11 protein-coding genes are annotated in these 15858 nt (G+C 69.1%); 8 read left to right on the top strand and 3 right to left on the bottom strand.

Annotation, left to right across the window (positions count from 1 at the left end; genetic code table 11):
* The first annotated feature begins 49 nt into the window (after nt 1-49).
* From ACGFIF_RS19825 to ACGFIF_RS19800, 6 genes are all read left to right on the top strand, one after another.
* Entirely contained in the window at nt 50-1276 is a 1227-nt protein-coding gene (locus ACGFIF_RS19825; RefSeq protein ID WP_393156200.1) for an MFS transporter, read from the top strand.
* A gap of 9 nt (nt 1277-1285) precedes the next feature.
* Nucleotides 1286-2806 (top strand): lysine--tRNA ligase, encoded by a 1521-nt coding sequence (gene lysS / locus ACGFIF_RS19820; protein WP_393156198.1) that lies wholly within the window; start codon nt 1286-1288, stop codon nt 2804-2806.
* A gap of 309 nt (nt 2807-3115) precedes the next feature.
* Entirely contained in the window at nt 3116-3445 is a 330-nt protein-coding gene (locus ACGFIF_RS19815) for an Lsr2 family protein (protein ID WP_393156196.1), read from the top strand.
* Nucleotides 3446-3792: 347 nt separating this feature from the next.
* Nucleotides 3793-6333, top strand: a complete 2541-nt coding sequence (locus ACGFIF_RS19810; RefSeq protein WP_393156194.1) for an ATP-dependent Clp protease ATP-binding subunit — start codon at nt 3793-3795, stop codon at nt 6331-6333.
* Between the two features lie 136 nt (nt 6334-6469).
* Nucleotides 6470-6985, top strand: a complete 516-nt coding sequence (locus ACGFIF_RS19805; protein ID WP_393156191.1) for a SigE family RNA polymerase sigma factor — start codon at nt 6470-6472, stop codon at nt 6983-6985.
* Entirely contained in the window at nt 6982-8088 is a 1107-nt protein-coding gene (locus ACGFIF_RS19800; protein WP_393156189.1) for a CU044_5270 family protein, read from the top strand. The genes ACGFIF_RS19805 and ACGFIF_RS19800 overlap by 4 nt, the downstream gene beginning before the upstream one ends.
* Here ACGFIF_RS19800 and ACGFIF_RS19795 read toward each other — a convergent pair whose 3' ends face one another.
* The 3 genes from ACGFIF_RS19795 to ACGFIF_RS19785 form a co-directional block, all read right to left on the bottom strand.
* Entirely contained in the window at nt 8089-9270 is a 1182-nt protein-coding gene (locus tag ACGFIF_RS19795) for a hypothetical protein (RefSeq protein ID WP_393156188.1), read from the bottom strand. It abuts the gene before it with no gap.
* A gap of 95 nt (nt 9271-9365) precedes the next feature.
* On the bottom strand, nt 9366-9911 hold the full coding sequence (locus ACGFIF_RS19790) for a hypothetical protein (protein ID WP_393156186.1): 546 nt from the start codon (nt 9909-9911) through the stop codon (nt 9366-9368).
* Complete coding sequence (locus ACGFIF_RS19785; RefSeq protein ID WP_393156184.1) at nt 9908-12739, bottom strand: hypothetical protein; 2832 nt, start codon at nt 12737-12739, stop codon at nt 9908-9910. The genes ACGFIF_RS19790 and ACGFIF_RS19785 overlap by 4 nt, the downstream gene beginning before the upstream one ends.
* Before the next feature lie 106 nt (nt 12740-12845).
* On the opposite strand from ACGFIF_RS19785, the gene ACGFIF_RS19780 reads away from it, so the two are divergent.
* The gene (locus ACGFIF_RS19780) at nt 12846-14828 is read left to right on the top strand and encodes a kinetoplast-associated-like protein (RefSeq protein ID WP_393156183.1); all 1983 of its coding nucleotides are present in this window, start codon (nt 12846-12848) and stop codon (nt 14826-14828) included.
* 72 nt (nt 14829-14900) lie between these two features.
* Nucleotides 14901-15851: a hypothetical protein gene (locus ACGFIF_RS19775; RefSeq protein WP_337002005.1), complete on the top strand. Its 951-nt coding sequence runs from the start codon at nt 14901-14903 to the stop codon at nt 15849-15851.
* The last annotated feature ends 7 nt before the right edge of the window (nt 15852-15858 follow it).

Below are 15858 nucleotides of genomic sequence, written 5' to 3'. Positions count from 1 at the left end.
GTAGCGAATCCCTTGACGGCGATAAATGTGAAGCATTAACTTCATAGTTGTGAAGCAATCACTTCAGACTTCGATCTGGTCGTTCCGCGACATCCGGCTGGTGCTGCCGGCCCGTGCGCTCTCCTACGCGGGTGACTCGGTCGCCCTCATCGCCCTGATGCTGCGCGTCTCCGAGTACGGCGGTCCGGGCACGATGACCGCGCTGCTGCTGGCGTTCGCCGTACCGACGGTCGTGATGATCCCGTTCGCCGGCCGGATCGTGGACAGCTACGACTCGCGCACGGTGCTGGTCTGCGCGTCGTTGCTGCAGGCGGTCGCCGGGGTCGGGCTGGCCTTCAGTCACGGCCTGGCCGAGACGCTGGCGCTGGTCTGCGTGCTTCAACTGGGTACGGCGGTCGCCGGGCCCGCCTGGGGTGCTCTGATCCCACGGATCGTGGGGGAGGAGCTCGTCGGGCGTACGACGGGGACCAGTCAGGCGCTGATCGGTGCGGCGACGCTGGCCGGCTCAGCGGTCGGCGGCGTACTGGTCGGGTGGTCCGGAGACCGTGGCGCCCTGTTGGTGGACGCCACGACGTTCCTGGTGCTCGCCGTCGTCGCCAGTCTGGTCGCGACGCGCCGTCGACCCGAGCGCGGCGCCGTACGTGAGCGGGGCGCCATGACGGCCGGGCTCCGCAGCATCTTCGGCGACTCGCTGCTCCGGATCCTGGTGCCGTGTCTCTGGGTGTTCATCCTGGCCGGTGAGGCTGTCAACGTGGTCGAGGTCTTCCTGGTCACCGACGAGCTCGAGCTGAACGCGGCCGGATACGGCTGGGTGGTGGCCGTTCAGGGTGCCGGGGCGATCGTGGGGGCCTGGCTCAGCGGGCGACTGGTGCAGACCACGGCCCGATCCCGGGCCGTGCTGGCCGGAATGGCCGCGATCGGGATCGCCTGCGTGGTCATGGGCCTCGCCAACGGGGTGGTCACGCTGCTGATCGGGTCGGTCACAGTTGGCTTCGGAAGCGGCCTGCTCAACGCAGCGGTGAGCACGCTCATGGTCACTCGCTCGGCGGAGGCTGTCCGGGGCCGCGTGGTCGCCGCACTCAACGGGACCGCCCGGTCCTGCAGCCTGTTCGCCATGCTGCTGGGCGGCTTCCTCGGCGCGCTGCTGGGGACCCGGATGACCTTCGTCCTCAATGGCATGGCCTGTGTCGTCGCGGCGGTGGCGGCCGCCGTACTGGTGCTCCGTGTCAAGGGCCTGGAGACAAAGGATTCGGCTGAAAAGGTGCTCAGTCACTAGCCTTGAGCCATGACTGACGCACACGTGAACCCGGCGAACCCCGACAACGGGCAGGACGACCTGCCCGAGCAGATGCGGGTCCGCCGGGAGAAGCGTGACCGCCTGCTCGCGGAGGGAGTGCAGCCGTACCCGATCTCGGTGCCCCGGACGCACCTGCTCAAGGACCTGCGGGCCAAGTACGACGGGCAGGAGCTGGAGCCCGACACGCGGACCGGCGAGCAGGTCTCGGTGGCCGGCCGGGTGATCTTCCTGCGCAACACCGGCAAGCTCTGCTTCGTCCGGCTCCGTGAGGGTGACGGGACCGAGCTCCAGGTGATGCTGTCGCTGGCCGACCTCGGTGAGGAGGAGCTGGCCCGGTTCAAGGCGCTGGTGGACATCGGCGACCTGCTGGCCGTCCAGGGCGAGGTGATCACCAGCCGCCGCGGTGAGCTGTCCGTGCAGGCGACCGGCTGGCAGATGGCCGCCAAGACGCTGCGCCCGCTCCCGAACGAGCACAAGCCGCTGAACGAGGAGGCCCGGGTCCGGCTCCGGTACGTCGACCTGATCGTCCGCGCCGAGGCGCGGGAGATGGTCCGCACCAAGGCCGCCGTGCTCAAGTCGCTGCGCCAGACCTTCGACGCCGACGACTACATCGAGGTCGAGACGCCGGTCCTGCAGCTGACCAACGGCGGCGCCGCCGCGCGGCCGTTCTCGACCCACCTGAACGCGTTCGACCAGGAGATGAAGCTCCGGATCGCGCTCGAGCTCGATCTGAAGCGGGCCATGATCGGCGGTGTCGACCGGGTCTACGAGATCGGCCGGACGTTCCGCAACGAGGGACTCGACTCGACCCACGCCGCGGAATTCTCGATGATCGAGGCCTATCAGGCGTACGGCGATTACGACTCGATGGCCGAACTGACCGAGCGGCTGATCCGGAACGCGGCCCGGGCGGTCGGTCGCACCGTGGTCACCGCGCGCGACGGTTCGACCATCGATCTGGACCAGCCGTTCCGGCACGCGACCCTTTTCGAACTCGTCTCCGAAGCCGTCGCCACGCCGGTCGACCAGAGCACCGACGCGGCCACGCTGACCAAGCTGGCCGAGCAGCACGATGTCGACCTGCAGCCCGGCTGGAATGCCGGTGAGATCGCACTGGAGTTGTACGAGAAGCTGGTCGAGCACACCCTGATCCAGCCCACCTATGTACGTGACTATCCGGAGTCGGTACGGCCGTTGTCGAAGCCGCACCGGGAAATTCCGGGCCTGGTCGAAGCCTGGGACCTGATCATCAACGGGGTCGAGCTCGGGGTGGCCTACTCGGAGCTGAACGACCCGGTGATCCAGCGGGAACGCCTGGTGGCACAGTCGTTGCTGGCCGCCGCCGGCGACCCGGAGGCGATGGAGCTGGACGAGGACTTCCTCCGCGCGATGGAGTTCGGGATGCCCCCGGCCGGTGGTATGGGGATGGGCCTGGACCGGCTGGTGATGTTGTTCACCGGGGCCGGTATCCGGGAGACGATTCTGTTCCCGTTGCTCCGGCCGGAGTGATTCCGCGAATCGGTCGCAGGATCGTTGCATAGCACAACGGACGGTCACTGCAAATGCCGGGGTCCCCTTTATTCCGGATCGGACGCCAGTCATTCTGGTCCAGCCGGTTTCGGGCCGTGTGAATACTCAAGGTCACCACGACTGCACAGCGTCGATCGGCACCGCGCCGACCGGAGGGTTTAGTCACATCTTTCCCGCACATTGTGGGATGTGAATGACACGAACCCGGTTTGTGCGGTACAAATCAGGTGCAAACAAAACGGCAGGGGGATTGCGGCCCGGTGACGGGCGCGGAAAGGACTGTCATCGATGGCGCAAAGGGTGCAGGTAGTTCTCGAGGACGATCTCGACGGTGGTAAGGCCGACGAGACCGTGACCTTTGGACTGGACGGGACGACGTACGAGATCGATCTGTCCAAGAAGAACGCCGCCAAACTGCGCGACGCCCTGGCCGGCTATGTCGGCGCCGGGCGCCGGGTGTCCGGGCGCCGCGGTGGCGTGGGCCGGGCGCGGGGCCGCGGCCGGTCGGCGTCGGACTCCGCCGACATCCGGGCCTGGGCCAAGGAGAACGGCTACGACGTGAGCGAGCGGGGCCGGATCTCCGCCGAGGTGCGCGCGGCGTACAACGAAGCCAAGTAGTTTCCGCAGGACTGCCGGTCCCGGTGCCTGAAGGCGCCGGGACCGTCCGCATTCCGGTTGTTTCACAGTGTGGACAGTTCGGTGTCTGTGCTTCGACCGTGGGTGACTGACGCGGCAGGCAGCCCGAGGAATTCGCTGGTGGCGAACATGCTGTCCGATCGGCCCCGAGCGGGAACACCCTGGAGATCCGCGGGGTTGTTCCCTTGTGATGCCTCCTCGGCGGCCGGCTGAGCGGTGAGCATTTGTTCGCCGAGAGCGAGCCTGTCGGCACCGGGGACTAGCATGCATGTACGGGGGTCGGCCAACACGGCACGTCCGACTCCTCTGAGGCAAGGAGCGCTTTGGCGATGTTTGAACGATTTACGGACCGCGCCCGTCGGGTAGTCGTCCTGGCTCAAGAAGAGGCCAGGATGCTCAGCCACAACTACATCGGGACCGAGCACATCCTGCTCGGCCTGATCCACGAGGGTGAGGGTGTCGCCGCCAAGGCTCTCGAGAGCCTGGGTATCTCGCTCGAGGCCGTCCGCTCCCAGGTCGAGGAGATCATCGGCCAGGGGCAGCAGGCACCGAGCGGGCACATCCCGTTCACCCCACGCGCCAAGAAGGTGCTGGAGCTCTCCCTGCGCGAGGCCCTGCAACTGGGCCACAACTACATCGGCACCGAGCACATCCTGCTCGGCCTCATCCGCGAGGGTGAGGGTGTCGCCGCGCAGGTCCTGGTCAAGCTCGGCGCGGACCTGAACAAGGTCCGTCAGCAGGTCATCCAGCTGCTGAGCGGATACCAGGGCAAGGAGACGGCCACGGCCGGCGCCGGGGCCACCGAAGGTGCTCCCAGCAGCTCTCTGGTGCTCGACCAGTTCGGCCGGAACTACACCCAGTCCGCCCGCGAATCGAAGCTCGACCCGGTGATCGGGCGCGAGATGGAGATCGAGCGGGTCATGCAGGTGCTGTCCCGGCGGACCAAGAACAACCCTGTCCTGATCGGTGAGCCGGGTGTCGGCAAGACCGCGATCGTGGAGGGTCTGGCCCAGCAGATCGTCCGCGGTGACGTCCCGGAGACACTGAAGGACAAGCAGATCTACTCCCTCGACCTGGGCGCCCTGGTAGCCGGTTCGCGCTACCGCGGTGACTTCGAGGAACGTCTGAAGAAGGTGCTCAAGGAGATCCGCACCCGCGGTGACATCGTGCTGTTCATCGACGAGATCCACACCCTCGTCGGGGCCGGTGCGGCCGAGGGCGCGATCGACGCCGCGAGCATCCTGAAGCCGATGCTGGCCCGCGGTGAGCTGCAGACCATCGGTGCGACCACCCTCGACGAGTACCGCAAGTACGTCGAGAAGGACGCCGCGCTGGAGCGCCGGTTCCAGCCGATCCAGGTGGCCGAGCCGTCGATCGCACACACGATCGAGATCCTCAAGGGTCTGCGGGACCGGTACGAGGCGCACCACCGGGTGACGATCACCGACCCGGCCCTGGTGCAGGCCGCGCAGCTGGCCGACCGCTACATCTCCGACCGGTTCCTGCCGGACAAGGCGATCGACCTGATCGACGAGGCCGGCGCCCGGTTGCGGATCCGCCGGATGACGGCTCCGCCGGACCTGCGCGAGTTCGACGAGAAGATTGCGAACGTGCGCCGGGAGAAGGAGTCGGCGATCGACGCGCAGGACTTCGAGCGCGCCGCGAGCCTTCGCGACGACGAGAAGAAGCTGATCAACGCGAAGGCCGAGCGGGAGAAGCAGTGGAAGGCCGGCGACATGGACGTCGTCGCCGAGGTGGACGAGGAGCTGATCGCCGAGGTGCTCAGCACCGCGACCGGTATCCCCGTCTTCAAGCTGACCGAGGAGGAGTCGTCCCGGCTGCTCGACATGGAGAAGGAGCTGGCCAAGCGCTACATCGGCCAGACCGACGCGGTCAAGGCGCTGTCCCGCTCGATCCGGCGTACTCGCGCCGGCCTGAAGGACCCGCGTCGCCCGAGCGGCTCGTTCATCTTCGCCGGCCCATCCGGTGTCGGTAAGACCGAGCTGTCGAAGGCGCTGACCGAGTTCCTGTTCGGCGACGAGAGTGCGCTGATCAGCCTCGACATGTCGGAGTACTCCGAGAAGCACACCGCCTCGCGGCTGTTCGGTTCGCCGCCCGGTTACGTCGGCTACGAAGAAGGTGGCCAGCTGACCGAGAAGGTGCGCCGCAAGCCGTTCAGCGTGGTGCTGTTCGACGAGGTCGAGAAGGCCCACGCGGACATCTTCAACTCGCTGCTGCAGATCCTGGACGAGGGTCGTCTGACCGACGCCCAGGGCCGCGTGGTCGACTTCAAGAACACCGTGATCATCATGACCACGAACCTGGGTACCCGGGACATCTCGAAGTCGGTCAGCACCGGGTTCCAGCGGGCCAACGACGCCCCGGGCACGTACGACAAGATGAAGGCGAAGGTGACGGAGGAGCTCAAGCAGCACTTCCGGCCGGAGTTCCTGAACCGCGTCGACGAGATCGTGGTGTTCCACCAGCACGGCAAGGAAGAGATCGTCAAGATCGTCGACCTGATGATCGCGCAGGTGGAGCAGCGCCTGAAGGACAAGGACATGGGCATCGAGCTCACCCCGGCGGCGAAGGCACTGGTCGCCGACCGTGGCTTCGACCCGGTCCTGGGTGCTCGCCCGCTGCGCCGCGCGATCCAGCGCGACGTGGAGGACGTGCTGGCCGAGAAGATCCTGTTCGGGGAACTGCGTCCCGGCCAGATCGTCCTGGTCGACGCGGCCCCGGAGGGCACGGTGGGCGAAGACGGCCTGCCGGAGTACTTCACCTTCAAGGGCACCCCGAAGGCGACCTCGCCTGAGCTGGAACTGTCCGACCTGACGGCCGGCGGCTCCACCGGAGTGCAGGACACGTAAACCGCACCAACCCACAGAGGGCCCCGCGCACCAGCGCGGGGCCCTCTGCTGTTCCGGCTGGCCGCGGGATGCAACCGGATGCTCGCCCCAACCAGTAATCAACGGGTGAGGAAGCGCCCAACCGACCGGAGGACGTGTGGCGAGCCACCGCGACCAGGAGTTCACCGACTATGTGAGTGCGCACCGCGGGCGGATGGTGCGCATCGCGCGGCTGCTCACCAGCGGCGACGCGCACTGGGCCGAGGACCTGGTGCAGACGGCCCTGACCAGGCTCTACCTGAAATGGGGAGCGGTCAGCCCCGTGACCGGAGCCGCCTGGTACGCCGACAAGATCCTGGTCAACGTCTTTCTCGACGAGAAGTGCCGGTTCTGGCGTCATCGCGAGACGTTGACCGACGAGGTTTCCGAGCCCAGGCCGTCGGCCGCGGCCGGACCCGAGGACCGGTTGACCGTCCTGGCCGCGCTGGAGCGGTTGCCCAAGCGTCAACGGGCCGCCGTCGTCCTGCGGTACTTCTGCGACCTGGACGTCGCCGCTGCCGCTGAACTGATGGGCAGCAGCCAGGGCACGGTCAAGAGCCAGACCGCCCGTGGCCTGGACAAGTTGCGCGACCTCATCGTCGAACCCCTTGACTCAGTGGAGCATGTGCGATGACTGATCTGAAGAACCTTCTCGACCAGGCCGCCGGGAGTGTGCCCGCCGTCACGGACGCCGAGGTCGCGGCCGATCTCGCCCGTGCCCGCCGGGCCGCGCGGCGGCGCCGATTCACCGGAGCCGGACTGACGACCGTTGCCGCGGCGATCGCGATCGGCGCCCTCGCCGTACCGCTGGTGCTGTCGCCCGGCTCAGACCCCGCCGTCTCGGCGCCCCCGGCGGCCGGGGCGGCAGCGGGGCCGGTGGCTGAGCTGTCGGCAGGGCAGGTGCTGCTGGTCGCCGCGGCGCACGAGGAGAAGGCCGAAGCGACAACCGGCACGTACTTCCGGGTCAGGAAGGTCCAGAGCAGGGAGTGGACCGTCACGCCCGGCAAGATCGTGTGTTGCGGGTCGCAGCCGGCCGGGCCGGGCGGCTACAAGCTGCGCGAGCTGGTGATCTCGGAGACCTGGACCGGACTGAAGGGCGGCACCGGCTGGCTCGGTGTCCGTTCGCTGGGGGCGTCCCCTGCCACCCCGGCCGACGAGGCCGCTTGGCGCCGTGCGGGCTCGCCATCGAGCTGGAACACCGGACCGGCGGACACGTCGGACAGAAAGGACCGGATCCTCTCGTCAAAGCCGGGCGATGCCACCTTCTTCGAAGTGCGGGACGGCGCGGACAGGTACACCGCCCTCGGCCTGAACGGCACGCTGGATGACGTCCTGGCACTGCCCTCCACGCCGGACAAGTTGCGCGCCCGACTCCTCGAGATGGCGTCGGCGACTGCCCCTGACGCATCCCAGGTCGTGGCCGTCGCCCAGATCTCCTCCGGCCTGCTCAGTGACACCCCCGCCCTGCCCAAGGTCCGTGCGGCCACGTACCGGCTGCTGGCCGGTCTGCCGGGTGCCACGGTCAAGCACAACGTCGTCGACCTGGCCGGCCGGACCGGAACCGCGGTCGGGTTCTCCTTCCCGGCGTACCAGCTCAACCTGCAGCTGATCATCGACCCGAAGACGGGCAAGCTGCTGAGCAGCAGCCACACCGGTGGGAAGAACGGCGACAGCACGGTCCTGCTCTCGGGCTGGACCGACGACACCCCGCAGGCGCCGCCGGCCGCCGTCAAGTGATCAGGTGAGCTGAGGTTCCCGGCAGACGGTGCATTGGCCGCGGCGGCGGTAGTAGTACGCCGCCGTGGCCAGGCCGACGGCGGCGCCCCAGAGGGGGAACGGGAGGATGAGCAGGAACAGGACGTTCTCGGCCGTTGGGGCGTCGGATGACCAGAGCAGGCCGATGAGCGACGTGCTGCTGACCAGGAGCAGGGTGGCGGCGACCGCGCCCGGGATGACGGCCGCCTTGATCGGCACCGGCCGTCCGGCGACGAACGGGATCCAGCGCGGCCACACCTCGCCCCATGGCCGGATCAGCCCGAGGGTGACGATGCCCGCGGTCAGCGCGATCACCCCGAGCCCCAGGCCGAACAGCTTGATCCCCGGCTCGGCGTTCAACTCGGCGGCGTCGAAGCCGATCGGGTTCGGCAGCAACCAGGTCATCCGCAGCAACGCGTACGGCATCGGACAGAGCACCGCGACGATCGTCGCCCAGAGCCCCCATCGCCGAGCCGACTCCGGCCGCGTCCAGCTCGCGCCCGGACGTCCACAGCGCAGACACCGCCCACGCGCACTCCGCAGCCCGCGGACGCCGAGCAGCGCCCACCCACAACCCAGCAGGAACGCTCCGGACACGAACAGCGGCGTGGTCCCGACCTTCGCGGGTACGCCGGCGATGCCCTCAGCTACCTCACGGAACGCGGTCCAGTCGAACAGCCCGGTGGTCAGCTCCACCGCGACCACGGCCACTGCCACGGCGAGCAGCAACATCCGCGTCGCCGGCTGCCTCCACGCCCCGACGATCAGCCAGACGATCCCGGCCGGCAGACCGACCAGGACGAGCAGATACCCGACCAGGATCACCACTGTGACACTCGGCGCCAGCAGCCCGAAGACCACCACCTGCAACGCCGTGAACCCCAGCAACGGCCGGTACGCCGACGCACTCCACTCCGTCCGCGTATGCCCGATCGCCGCCGGCACCCCCAGAATCCCCAGTATGGCGATCAGCCCCGCGCCGACCTCCTTCGGCACCTGAGCGAGCAACGACAACCGCTCCCCATCCGGCGGCACCGGCCCGAACGCGTAACCACCGGCCCCCAGCAGCCAGGCGAGTCCCGCAATCGCGTAGACCAAGGACAACGCCGCCACCAGAACCGGCAACGTGGTCCCGGTTCGCTCCCGGACCCCGACAATGCTCATCGCTTCCTCCAGCCGTCAGTGCCTCCACTGTCCAGCCGGCGCCTATCCGCCCACCTCAGCCGCGAGAGTGTTCCCTCTCCCTCCAGGGAGTGAAATCAGCGGGTACGACGGAGCCGGGCGACCGCCCGGGAGATGTCGGCCGGGTCGGGCGCGGGCTGGTTGTTGTGCTGGGCAACCAGTTGGGCCGTGGTGGTGAGGAGCCAGAGAACCGAGGTGGCGATGGCGAACGCGGGTCCCGGGCCCGACCAGGTGTCGGTGAGGGCGTCGAGGGTCGTGGCTTGCCAAGCGCCGGCGATGCAGACGATCGCGATGATGGCGGTGACACCTGCTGCTGCTTGAGCGCGGGTGCCGGGCTTCAGCGCGAGGGCGACTGCCGAGGTGATCAGGCCGGCCAGGCAGGTGAGCGCGAGGGCGGGTTGGGTTTCCAGGCCCAGCTGCCAGACCGAGAGGCCGTAGCGCCTGGTATAGGTCCAGGGCAGCAGGAGGGTGACCGCTGTGGCCACGGCGGTGAGGAGGGTGGCTCGAGCGAACCAGCGGTGCTCGGCCCGGGTGAGCTCGGCTTCGGCGGCGTCGAGGCGGCGAGGTAGCTCCTCGTCCGGGAAGTCGGCCGACCGACGGCCGTCGTCCGGGAGCTCGGTCATCCGGCGGCCTCCAAGCGGATGAGGTCGTTGCCCAGCTGGAAGTACAGCGCCGGGCCGATCACGGTCACCTGGTCGGCGGCCTGTGGCACACCCTGCCGGGGTCCTGCGATCACGGTGACCTGGCCTGGCGCATTCACGCGCACCAGGTGGCTTCCGTCGTACCCCCAGAGTTTGCCGTCCGGGCCGGCGAACCAGCTGCCGTCAGCGGTCCATTGCGACGCGGGTACGCCGGTCGCCGAGATCGGCCAGCCTGATGGCGATCCACCGAGCAGGACCGTCGTCCGGCCGTCATCGGCAACGAGGACGAGTTGCTCACCGAGGACCATCGCCACCTGCCCGGACGCGAGCTGCACCAACCCGCCCGGCCGCAGCTCGCCGTTGACCTCCACACGTCGCACTACCCCGTCAGGCCCGTAGAAGTTGTAGACACCCGGACCGACCGCAGTCACCAACCGATCCCCGGCAGCCGCGGCGAACTCACCCTTCTGGTTCGCCGGCACCGGCTGCAGGTCCCGCACCAGCGTTGCCTGGCCGCGCACCAGATGTACGGCGCTCTCCGTCGACCGACGGCCGACCACCGTCCACCACACGCCGCCCTGGCCGTCCGGAGCGAAGGCACGAGCAGCCAACGGCACTCGGATCCGCACCAGCCGTCCAGCGGCGTCCAAGGCCAGTTGCGTACTCACCCCAGCCGCACCCTGCCGGGCGTCCACCACCGGCACAGACGACACCGCAGAGGCCCGGAACGGCGTCGTACCGTCGACAGGCTTCCGGCGATCGCATCGCGGCTCCGGCGCAGCAGCAGCCGGGTACGACGCGGCAGCGCTCGCTGCGTCAGGTATCTGCAGAACCTGATTCCCGCCACCCGGTGAAGTCCCCAGCAGCACCGAACCGTCCGGCCGGGCTTCGATGCTGTCGACACCCTCGGCCCCACCAGGCAGCTTCCGCAGTACGCCGTCCGGAGTGATGACGGAGGTCGGAGCACCACCGCCCAGCCACAGATTGCCTCGCACATCCACTGCGAACGCGTCGACGGTCATCGACGAGCTGGCGGCATCACTGCTCAGTGCACAACCAGCCGGCGCCACCCCGGTCAGCTGTTGCGGCACTCCGCCCGGCCGGACCATCGCCAACCCCGTCTCGCTCGTCCGCCAGGCCGTCGTACCGTCCGGACCGCTGGAGACCGCGTTGCCCGGCGCACCCGGCCCGGGATCGATGACGAAGTCGGTGAGCTGCATTCCTTTGCGCAGTTGGTTCGCCGGGATCTGCCAGGTGGTCGTGGAACCCCAGACGACGATCGACCGGTCGGCGTTGCGGTGGCTGAGTGCGGGGCCGACACCGGTCGCGAGGATGTCCACGCCCGGCGTCACGTAGTAGGACCCGTCCTGGTTCTTGTGACTCAGACTGACGTCGGCACTCACCAGGTCGAGCGGCACCGAGAGAATCGCCCACGGCTGCCCGAGTGCTCCACCGGCCAGCAGGACCATGTGGTTGTCGGTGACACCCCACAGTGCGGGCGGAGTGGTGCCGTGGTTCAGCGTGACCTGAGGTAGTGCGACACCGTCGTCGTACGCGAACACTGTCGAGCTCTCCGAACCAGTCCGGCCCAGCAGCCACTGCCCGGGCGACCCATCGAGCGTCCCGGCCAGCGAGTCGAGTGGGTCCGACGTACCGATGGCGACTCGCATGCCGAGGCGATCGACCAGTTGCCCGCCCTGCAGATCCAGCAACCGGTGCGGGACCCCCGCAACGACAGATGGCTGGTATGGCGCTCCAACTGCCGACGGAACGAGCACTCCGGCCAGTACGCCGACCACGGCAGCACCAGCCAGCACCACTCGACGCGCACCCAAGAGACCTGCCACGCACAAGAGCAGCCCGAGACAGAGCGCGGTCCAGGCACCGATCGCCGGCCGATACCCCACACCTGAGGCCAACCCCGCCGGCAGCCACAACAGCTGAGACACCAGCCCGGCAACCACCGTCGACCCGGTGGCGACAGCAGCCGCTCGTCGTACCAGGCCGGACGAGACGAGCGTCGCCACCGCCAACCCACAGACGATGACGGCCCAAGCTCGAGCAGACGGGATCTCCCAGAGCTGAGACCGGGCTAGACCAGCTTCGGAAGCCGTCGGCCCGAGTGCGACCGGATCGACCAGTTCCCGCCACGGCAGGACGGTTGAGAGCGCAAGCAGTACGGCGAGGGCACCCGACACGAACGGGAACAGTCGGAAGCGGAAATGCGTCCACGAGTCGACCTGAGCTCCGAGCTGGACAAAGACTGCCCGCAATTCGGACTGATTGAGCGGCTCGGCGGACACCGCTTCGGACTCGTCCTCGGGCACCGTCCAAGGGGCGGCCGAACGGGTCGCCCAGTGTGCGGCGACGGCCGTCGCGAGCGTCCCGCAGACAATCGTCCCGATCACAGCCGGTGAGGTCGCGCAGCTCGGTCGCCCCTGCGCGGCGAATCCGGTCCATGCCGCGACGGTGACCACTCCGATCGCCGCCGTACCGATCGATCGGACCTGCCGGCGAAGCCCGAATCTGTCGGCAGACAAGCGATCCAGGAGCACCAGCAGCACGATCGCGACCGGCAGTGCGAGGGCCGCACCACGGCCGCTGACCGGCTGAGTGGTCGCTCGCCAGAGGTAACAGCCTGTGCCCATCGGGACCGGGAGGAGCACCGAGAACGCCGTACCAGCAGCGAGACACGCGAGGGCGACACCATGCCGTCCGGAACGTCGTATGGTCCTGCGGTGGGTGATCAGATCGGTACGGAGAAGAGCCGCCGCGGCCTTCGATTCGGTGGGAAGATCGCGCAGCGGCATGAAAAAGAAGTTACCTGCCACCCATGTTCCGCGTTGTAACGCTGTGACCACGCTGATGGGACCCGGACTGTCGGAAAGGGGGCCGGGGATGGAATCATCTCGTCGCATGGACGCACCGCGTCTGCCACTGACCCAGGAACCGGTCGCTGACACCGGTTCCTTTGGCGTGCGGCAAGCGGGCGGTGTCCTCGAGCGGGCCCAGCGGATCGCCGACACGCTGCGGGAACAGGCGGAGTACGAGAACGACCTCGCCCGCGACGAGGCCGACCGGGTCCGGGCCGAGAGCGAGCAGCTCAAGGCCGAGGCCGAGGCGGCCGCGCGGAAGCTGCGGGCCGACGCGACGACCGCCGCGCAACGCCTGCTGAACGACGCCGAGCGCGCCGCCGAACAGCTCCGGACCGAGTCCGAGAACGAGGCCGACCGGGTCCGCACCGAGGCCGAGACGGCGGCCGACCGGCTCAGGGCCGAGTCCACCGCCGAGGCCGACCGGGTACGACGTGATGCCGCCGCCGCAGCGCAGAAGCTGCAGCTGGAATCGACCGCGGAGGCCGAGCGCGTCCGGGCCGAGGCGACCGCTATCGCCGAGCGGCTGAAGGCCGATTCGGAATCCGCGGCCGAGCAGCTCCGGGCCGCTGTCGCCGAAGAGGTCGCGAAGCGCCGGGCCGATTCCGAGGCCGCGGCGGAGCAGTTGCGGAACGACAGTCAGGCCGCCGCCGATCGGTTGCGGGCCGAGTCGCAGGCGGCCGCCGACCGGCGGATCGCGGCGGCCGAGGCCGAGGCGGCGCGGCTGAAAGAAGAGGCCGACGAGCTGTTCGAGGACGCCGGGATGGCCCGGGAGTCCGCGCAGCAGATGGTCGACCGGGCCGGTCGCGAGGCGCAGCAGCTGGTCAGGGACGCCGGCGAGCAGGCGGCGCTGGTGTCGCAGGCCGCAGTCCGCAACGAAGCCGATGTGATCGCCCGGGCCGAGACCGAGGCCGCCGACCTGCGGGCCGCGGTGGAGCGCGAGGTCGAGGCGGCCCGGGAGAAGTCCCGCGCCCAGATCGCCGCGGCCCATGCCGAGATCGAGCGGCTGCGCGGCGAGAACCGGGCCGAGCTGGAGCGCCGGACCGCCGAGCTGGAGGAGACCGAGCGGGCCAAGCTGGCCGCGATCTCGCTCGAGATCGACAAGCTGCGGGCCGAGGCGGTCGCCGAGATCGCCGAGCGCAAGGCCGAGGCCGAAGCCGGCAACGAGCGCCTGATGGCCGACGCCCGGGCACAGGCCAAGCTGGTCGTGGACAGTATCGAGGCCGATCGTCGTACTGCGACTGCCGAAGCGCACCGGATCGTCGAGGACGCGAACAAGGCGGCCGAGGCGGCGCTCGCGGAAGCCGAGAAGCAGACGATCTGGAGCAAGAAGACGGTCGACGACCTGATCGGTGCGGCCGAGTCCGAGGCGCAGTCGATCCGGGCGCAGGCGGCCGTCGACGCGACCGAGCTGATGCGGCAGAAGCGGGCCCACTTGCGACGCGTGGTCGGCCGGACGACCAGCCGGCTCAAGCAGACCAAGGACGCGATCGCCCGGGAGAACGCCGAGCTGACCACGCTGGCCGAGACCACGCTGTCGACGGCCACCCAGCAGGCCGAGGCCACCCTGGCCGCCGCCAAGCAGGAAGCGGAGAAGGTCACCGCCCAGGCACATGCCCGGGTCGACCGGCTGAAGGCGAGCGCGGCGAGCGACGCCCGCGAGATCGTCGAGCGGGCCAACCGCCGCGAGGCCGAGGCCGAAGCCAGTACTCAGGTACTGCGGGAGCGCGCGGCCAACGACCTGGCCGACGCCCAGCGGCAGTCGCACGACCTGATCCGCAAGTCCCGCGCCGAGGCCCAGCAGATCGAGGCGCAGGCCCGCGAGCACGCCGACGACCTGCGTGCCCAGGCCCGAAAACTTCTCGCCGACGCCGAGGCGAGGGTCGCGGCGCTGAACCAGCGCCGTGATGAGATCACCAAGGAGCTCACCCAGCTTTCGGGTGTGATCGAGGCACTCGCTGTACCGGGATTCCGTCCAGGTGGTGGAATGTCCTCCAGCGAGGGTTCCACGGGGGAATCAGGATGAGGACGTGACAGTCAGATCCTTGTCAGTGACAATGTGTGATCCACCCACCCACCGAAGTGAGCATCAGAAGACATGAGCAGTGAAAGCCCAACCCCGTTCCGCACCGTTCTGCGTGGCTACGAGCCTGCCCAGGTGGACCAGCACATCCGTGAGCTGACCACCTCGCTGACCGCGCTGCAGCAGCAGTCCGAGCAGTTGCAGCGGCACGTGCAGGAGCTGCAGACCCGGACGGACGCCGCCGAGTCGGCCGTCATCTCTGCGCAGGAGGAGAGCAAGGACCGCGCCCCGACGTTCACCGAGTTCGGTGAGCGGGTGGCGAAGATCCTGTCGCTGGCCGACGACGAGGCCCGTGACCTGGTCACCCGCGCCCGCACCGACGCCGAGGCGATCGTCGCCGACGCCGAGGCGCACGCGAAGAAGGTCCGCAAGGAGGCCGAGCAGTACTCCCTGGACTGGAAGAGCGAGGTCGACGCCGAGGCCGCCCGCATCCTCGAGGAGGCGCGCACCCAGGCCGACGACATGCGGGACGAGGCCGAGCGCGACGCCACCGCGCGGCGCAGCGAGGCGCAGGCGCTGTACGAGCAGGAGCGGGCCAAGTCCGCCCAGGCCGCGGCCGCCTTCGAGACCACCCTGGCCGAGCGCCGGGGCAAGGTCGAGCAGGAGTTCGCCGCCCGGACCGCGCTGGCCGAGCAGCAGCTGGCCGCCGTCACCGACCGCGCCGCCCAGGTGCAGCGCGAGGCCGACCGCTCCCGCTCCGAGGCGGAGCGGCTGGCTCAGCAGCAGCTGGCCGACGCGAACCGGCAGGCTCAGGAGATCGTCGCCGCCGCGAAGGACAAGGCGGAGCGGATCCGGGCCGAGTCCGAGCGCGAGCTCGCCGCCGCGACGCAGCGCCGCGACAGCATCAACGCGCAGCTGACCAACGTCCGCCAGATGCTGGCGACGCTGTCCGGCAGCCCGGCGATGCCGCTCGACCTGCTGACCGACGACGACGAAGAAGCCACCACCGGCAGCAAGAAGAACTGAATGCTGT

Source organism: Kribbella sp. NPDC049174 (assembly GCF_043197365.1).
Lineage (GTDB): Bacteria > Actinomycetota > Actinomycetes > Propionibacteriales > Kribbellaceae > Kribbella.
Note: the sequence above shows the minus strand (reverse complement) of the source record. Positions and strands in the feature narration are given on the sequence as shown.

What these genes read in the sequence shown, in the direction of transcription:
- lysS (WP_393156198.1), top strand. Translation starts at nt 1,286, where the DNA reads ATGACTGACGCACACGTGAACCCGGCGAACCCCGACAACGGGCAGGAC.
- ACGFIF_RS19815 (WP_393156196.1), top strand. Translation starts at nt 3,116, where the DNA reads ATGGCGCAAAGGGTGCAGGTAGTTCTCGAGGACGATCTCGACGGTGGT.
- ACGFIF_RS19810 (WP_393156194.1), top strand. Translation starts at nt 3,793, where the DNA reads ATGTTTGAACGATTTACGGACCGCGCCCGTCGGGTAGTCGTCCTGGCT.
- ACGFIF_RS19800 (WP_393156189.1), top strand. Translation starts at nt 6,982, where the DNA reads ATGACTGATCTGAAGAACCTTCTCGACCAGGCCGCCGGGAGTGTGCCC.
- ACGFIF_RS19795 (WP_393156188.1), bottom strand. Translation starts at nt 9,270, where the DNA reads ATGAGCATTGTCGGGGTCCGGGAGCGAACCGGGACCACGTTGCCGGTT.
- ACGFIF_RS19790 (WP_393156186.1), bottom strand. Translation starts at nt 9,911, where the DNA reads ATGACCGAGCTCCCGGACGACGGCCGTCGGTCGGCCGACTTCCCGGAC.
- ACGFIF_RS19785 (WP_393156184.1), bottom strand. Translation starts at nt 12,739, where the DNA reads ATGCCGCTGCGCGATCTTCCCACCGAATCGAAGGCCGCGGCGGCTCTT.
- ACGFIF_RS19780 (WP_393156183.1), top strand. Translation starts at nt 12,846, where the DNA reads ATGGACGCACCGCGTCTGCCACTGACCCAGGAACCGGTCGCTGACACC.
- ACGFIF_RS19775 (WP_337002005.1), top strand. Translation starts at nt 14,901, where the DNA reads ATGAGCAGTGAAAGCCCAACCCCGTTCCGCACCGTTCTGCGTGGCTAC.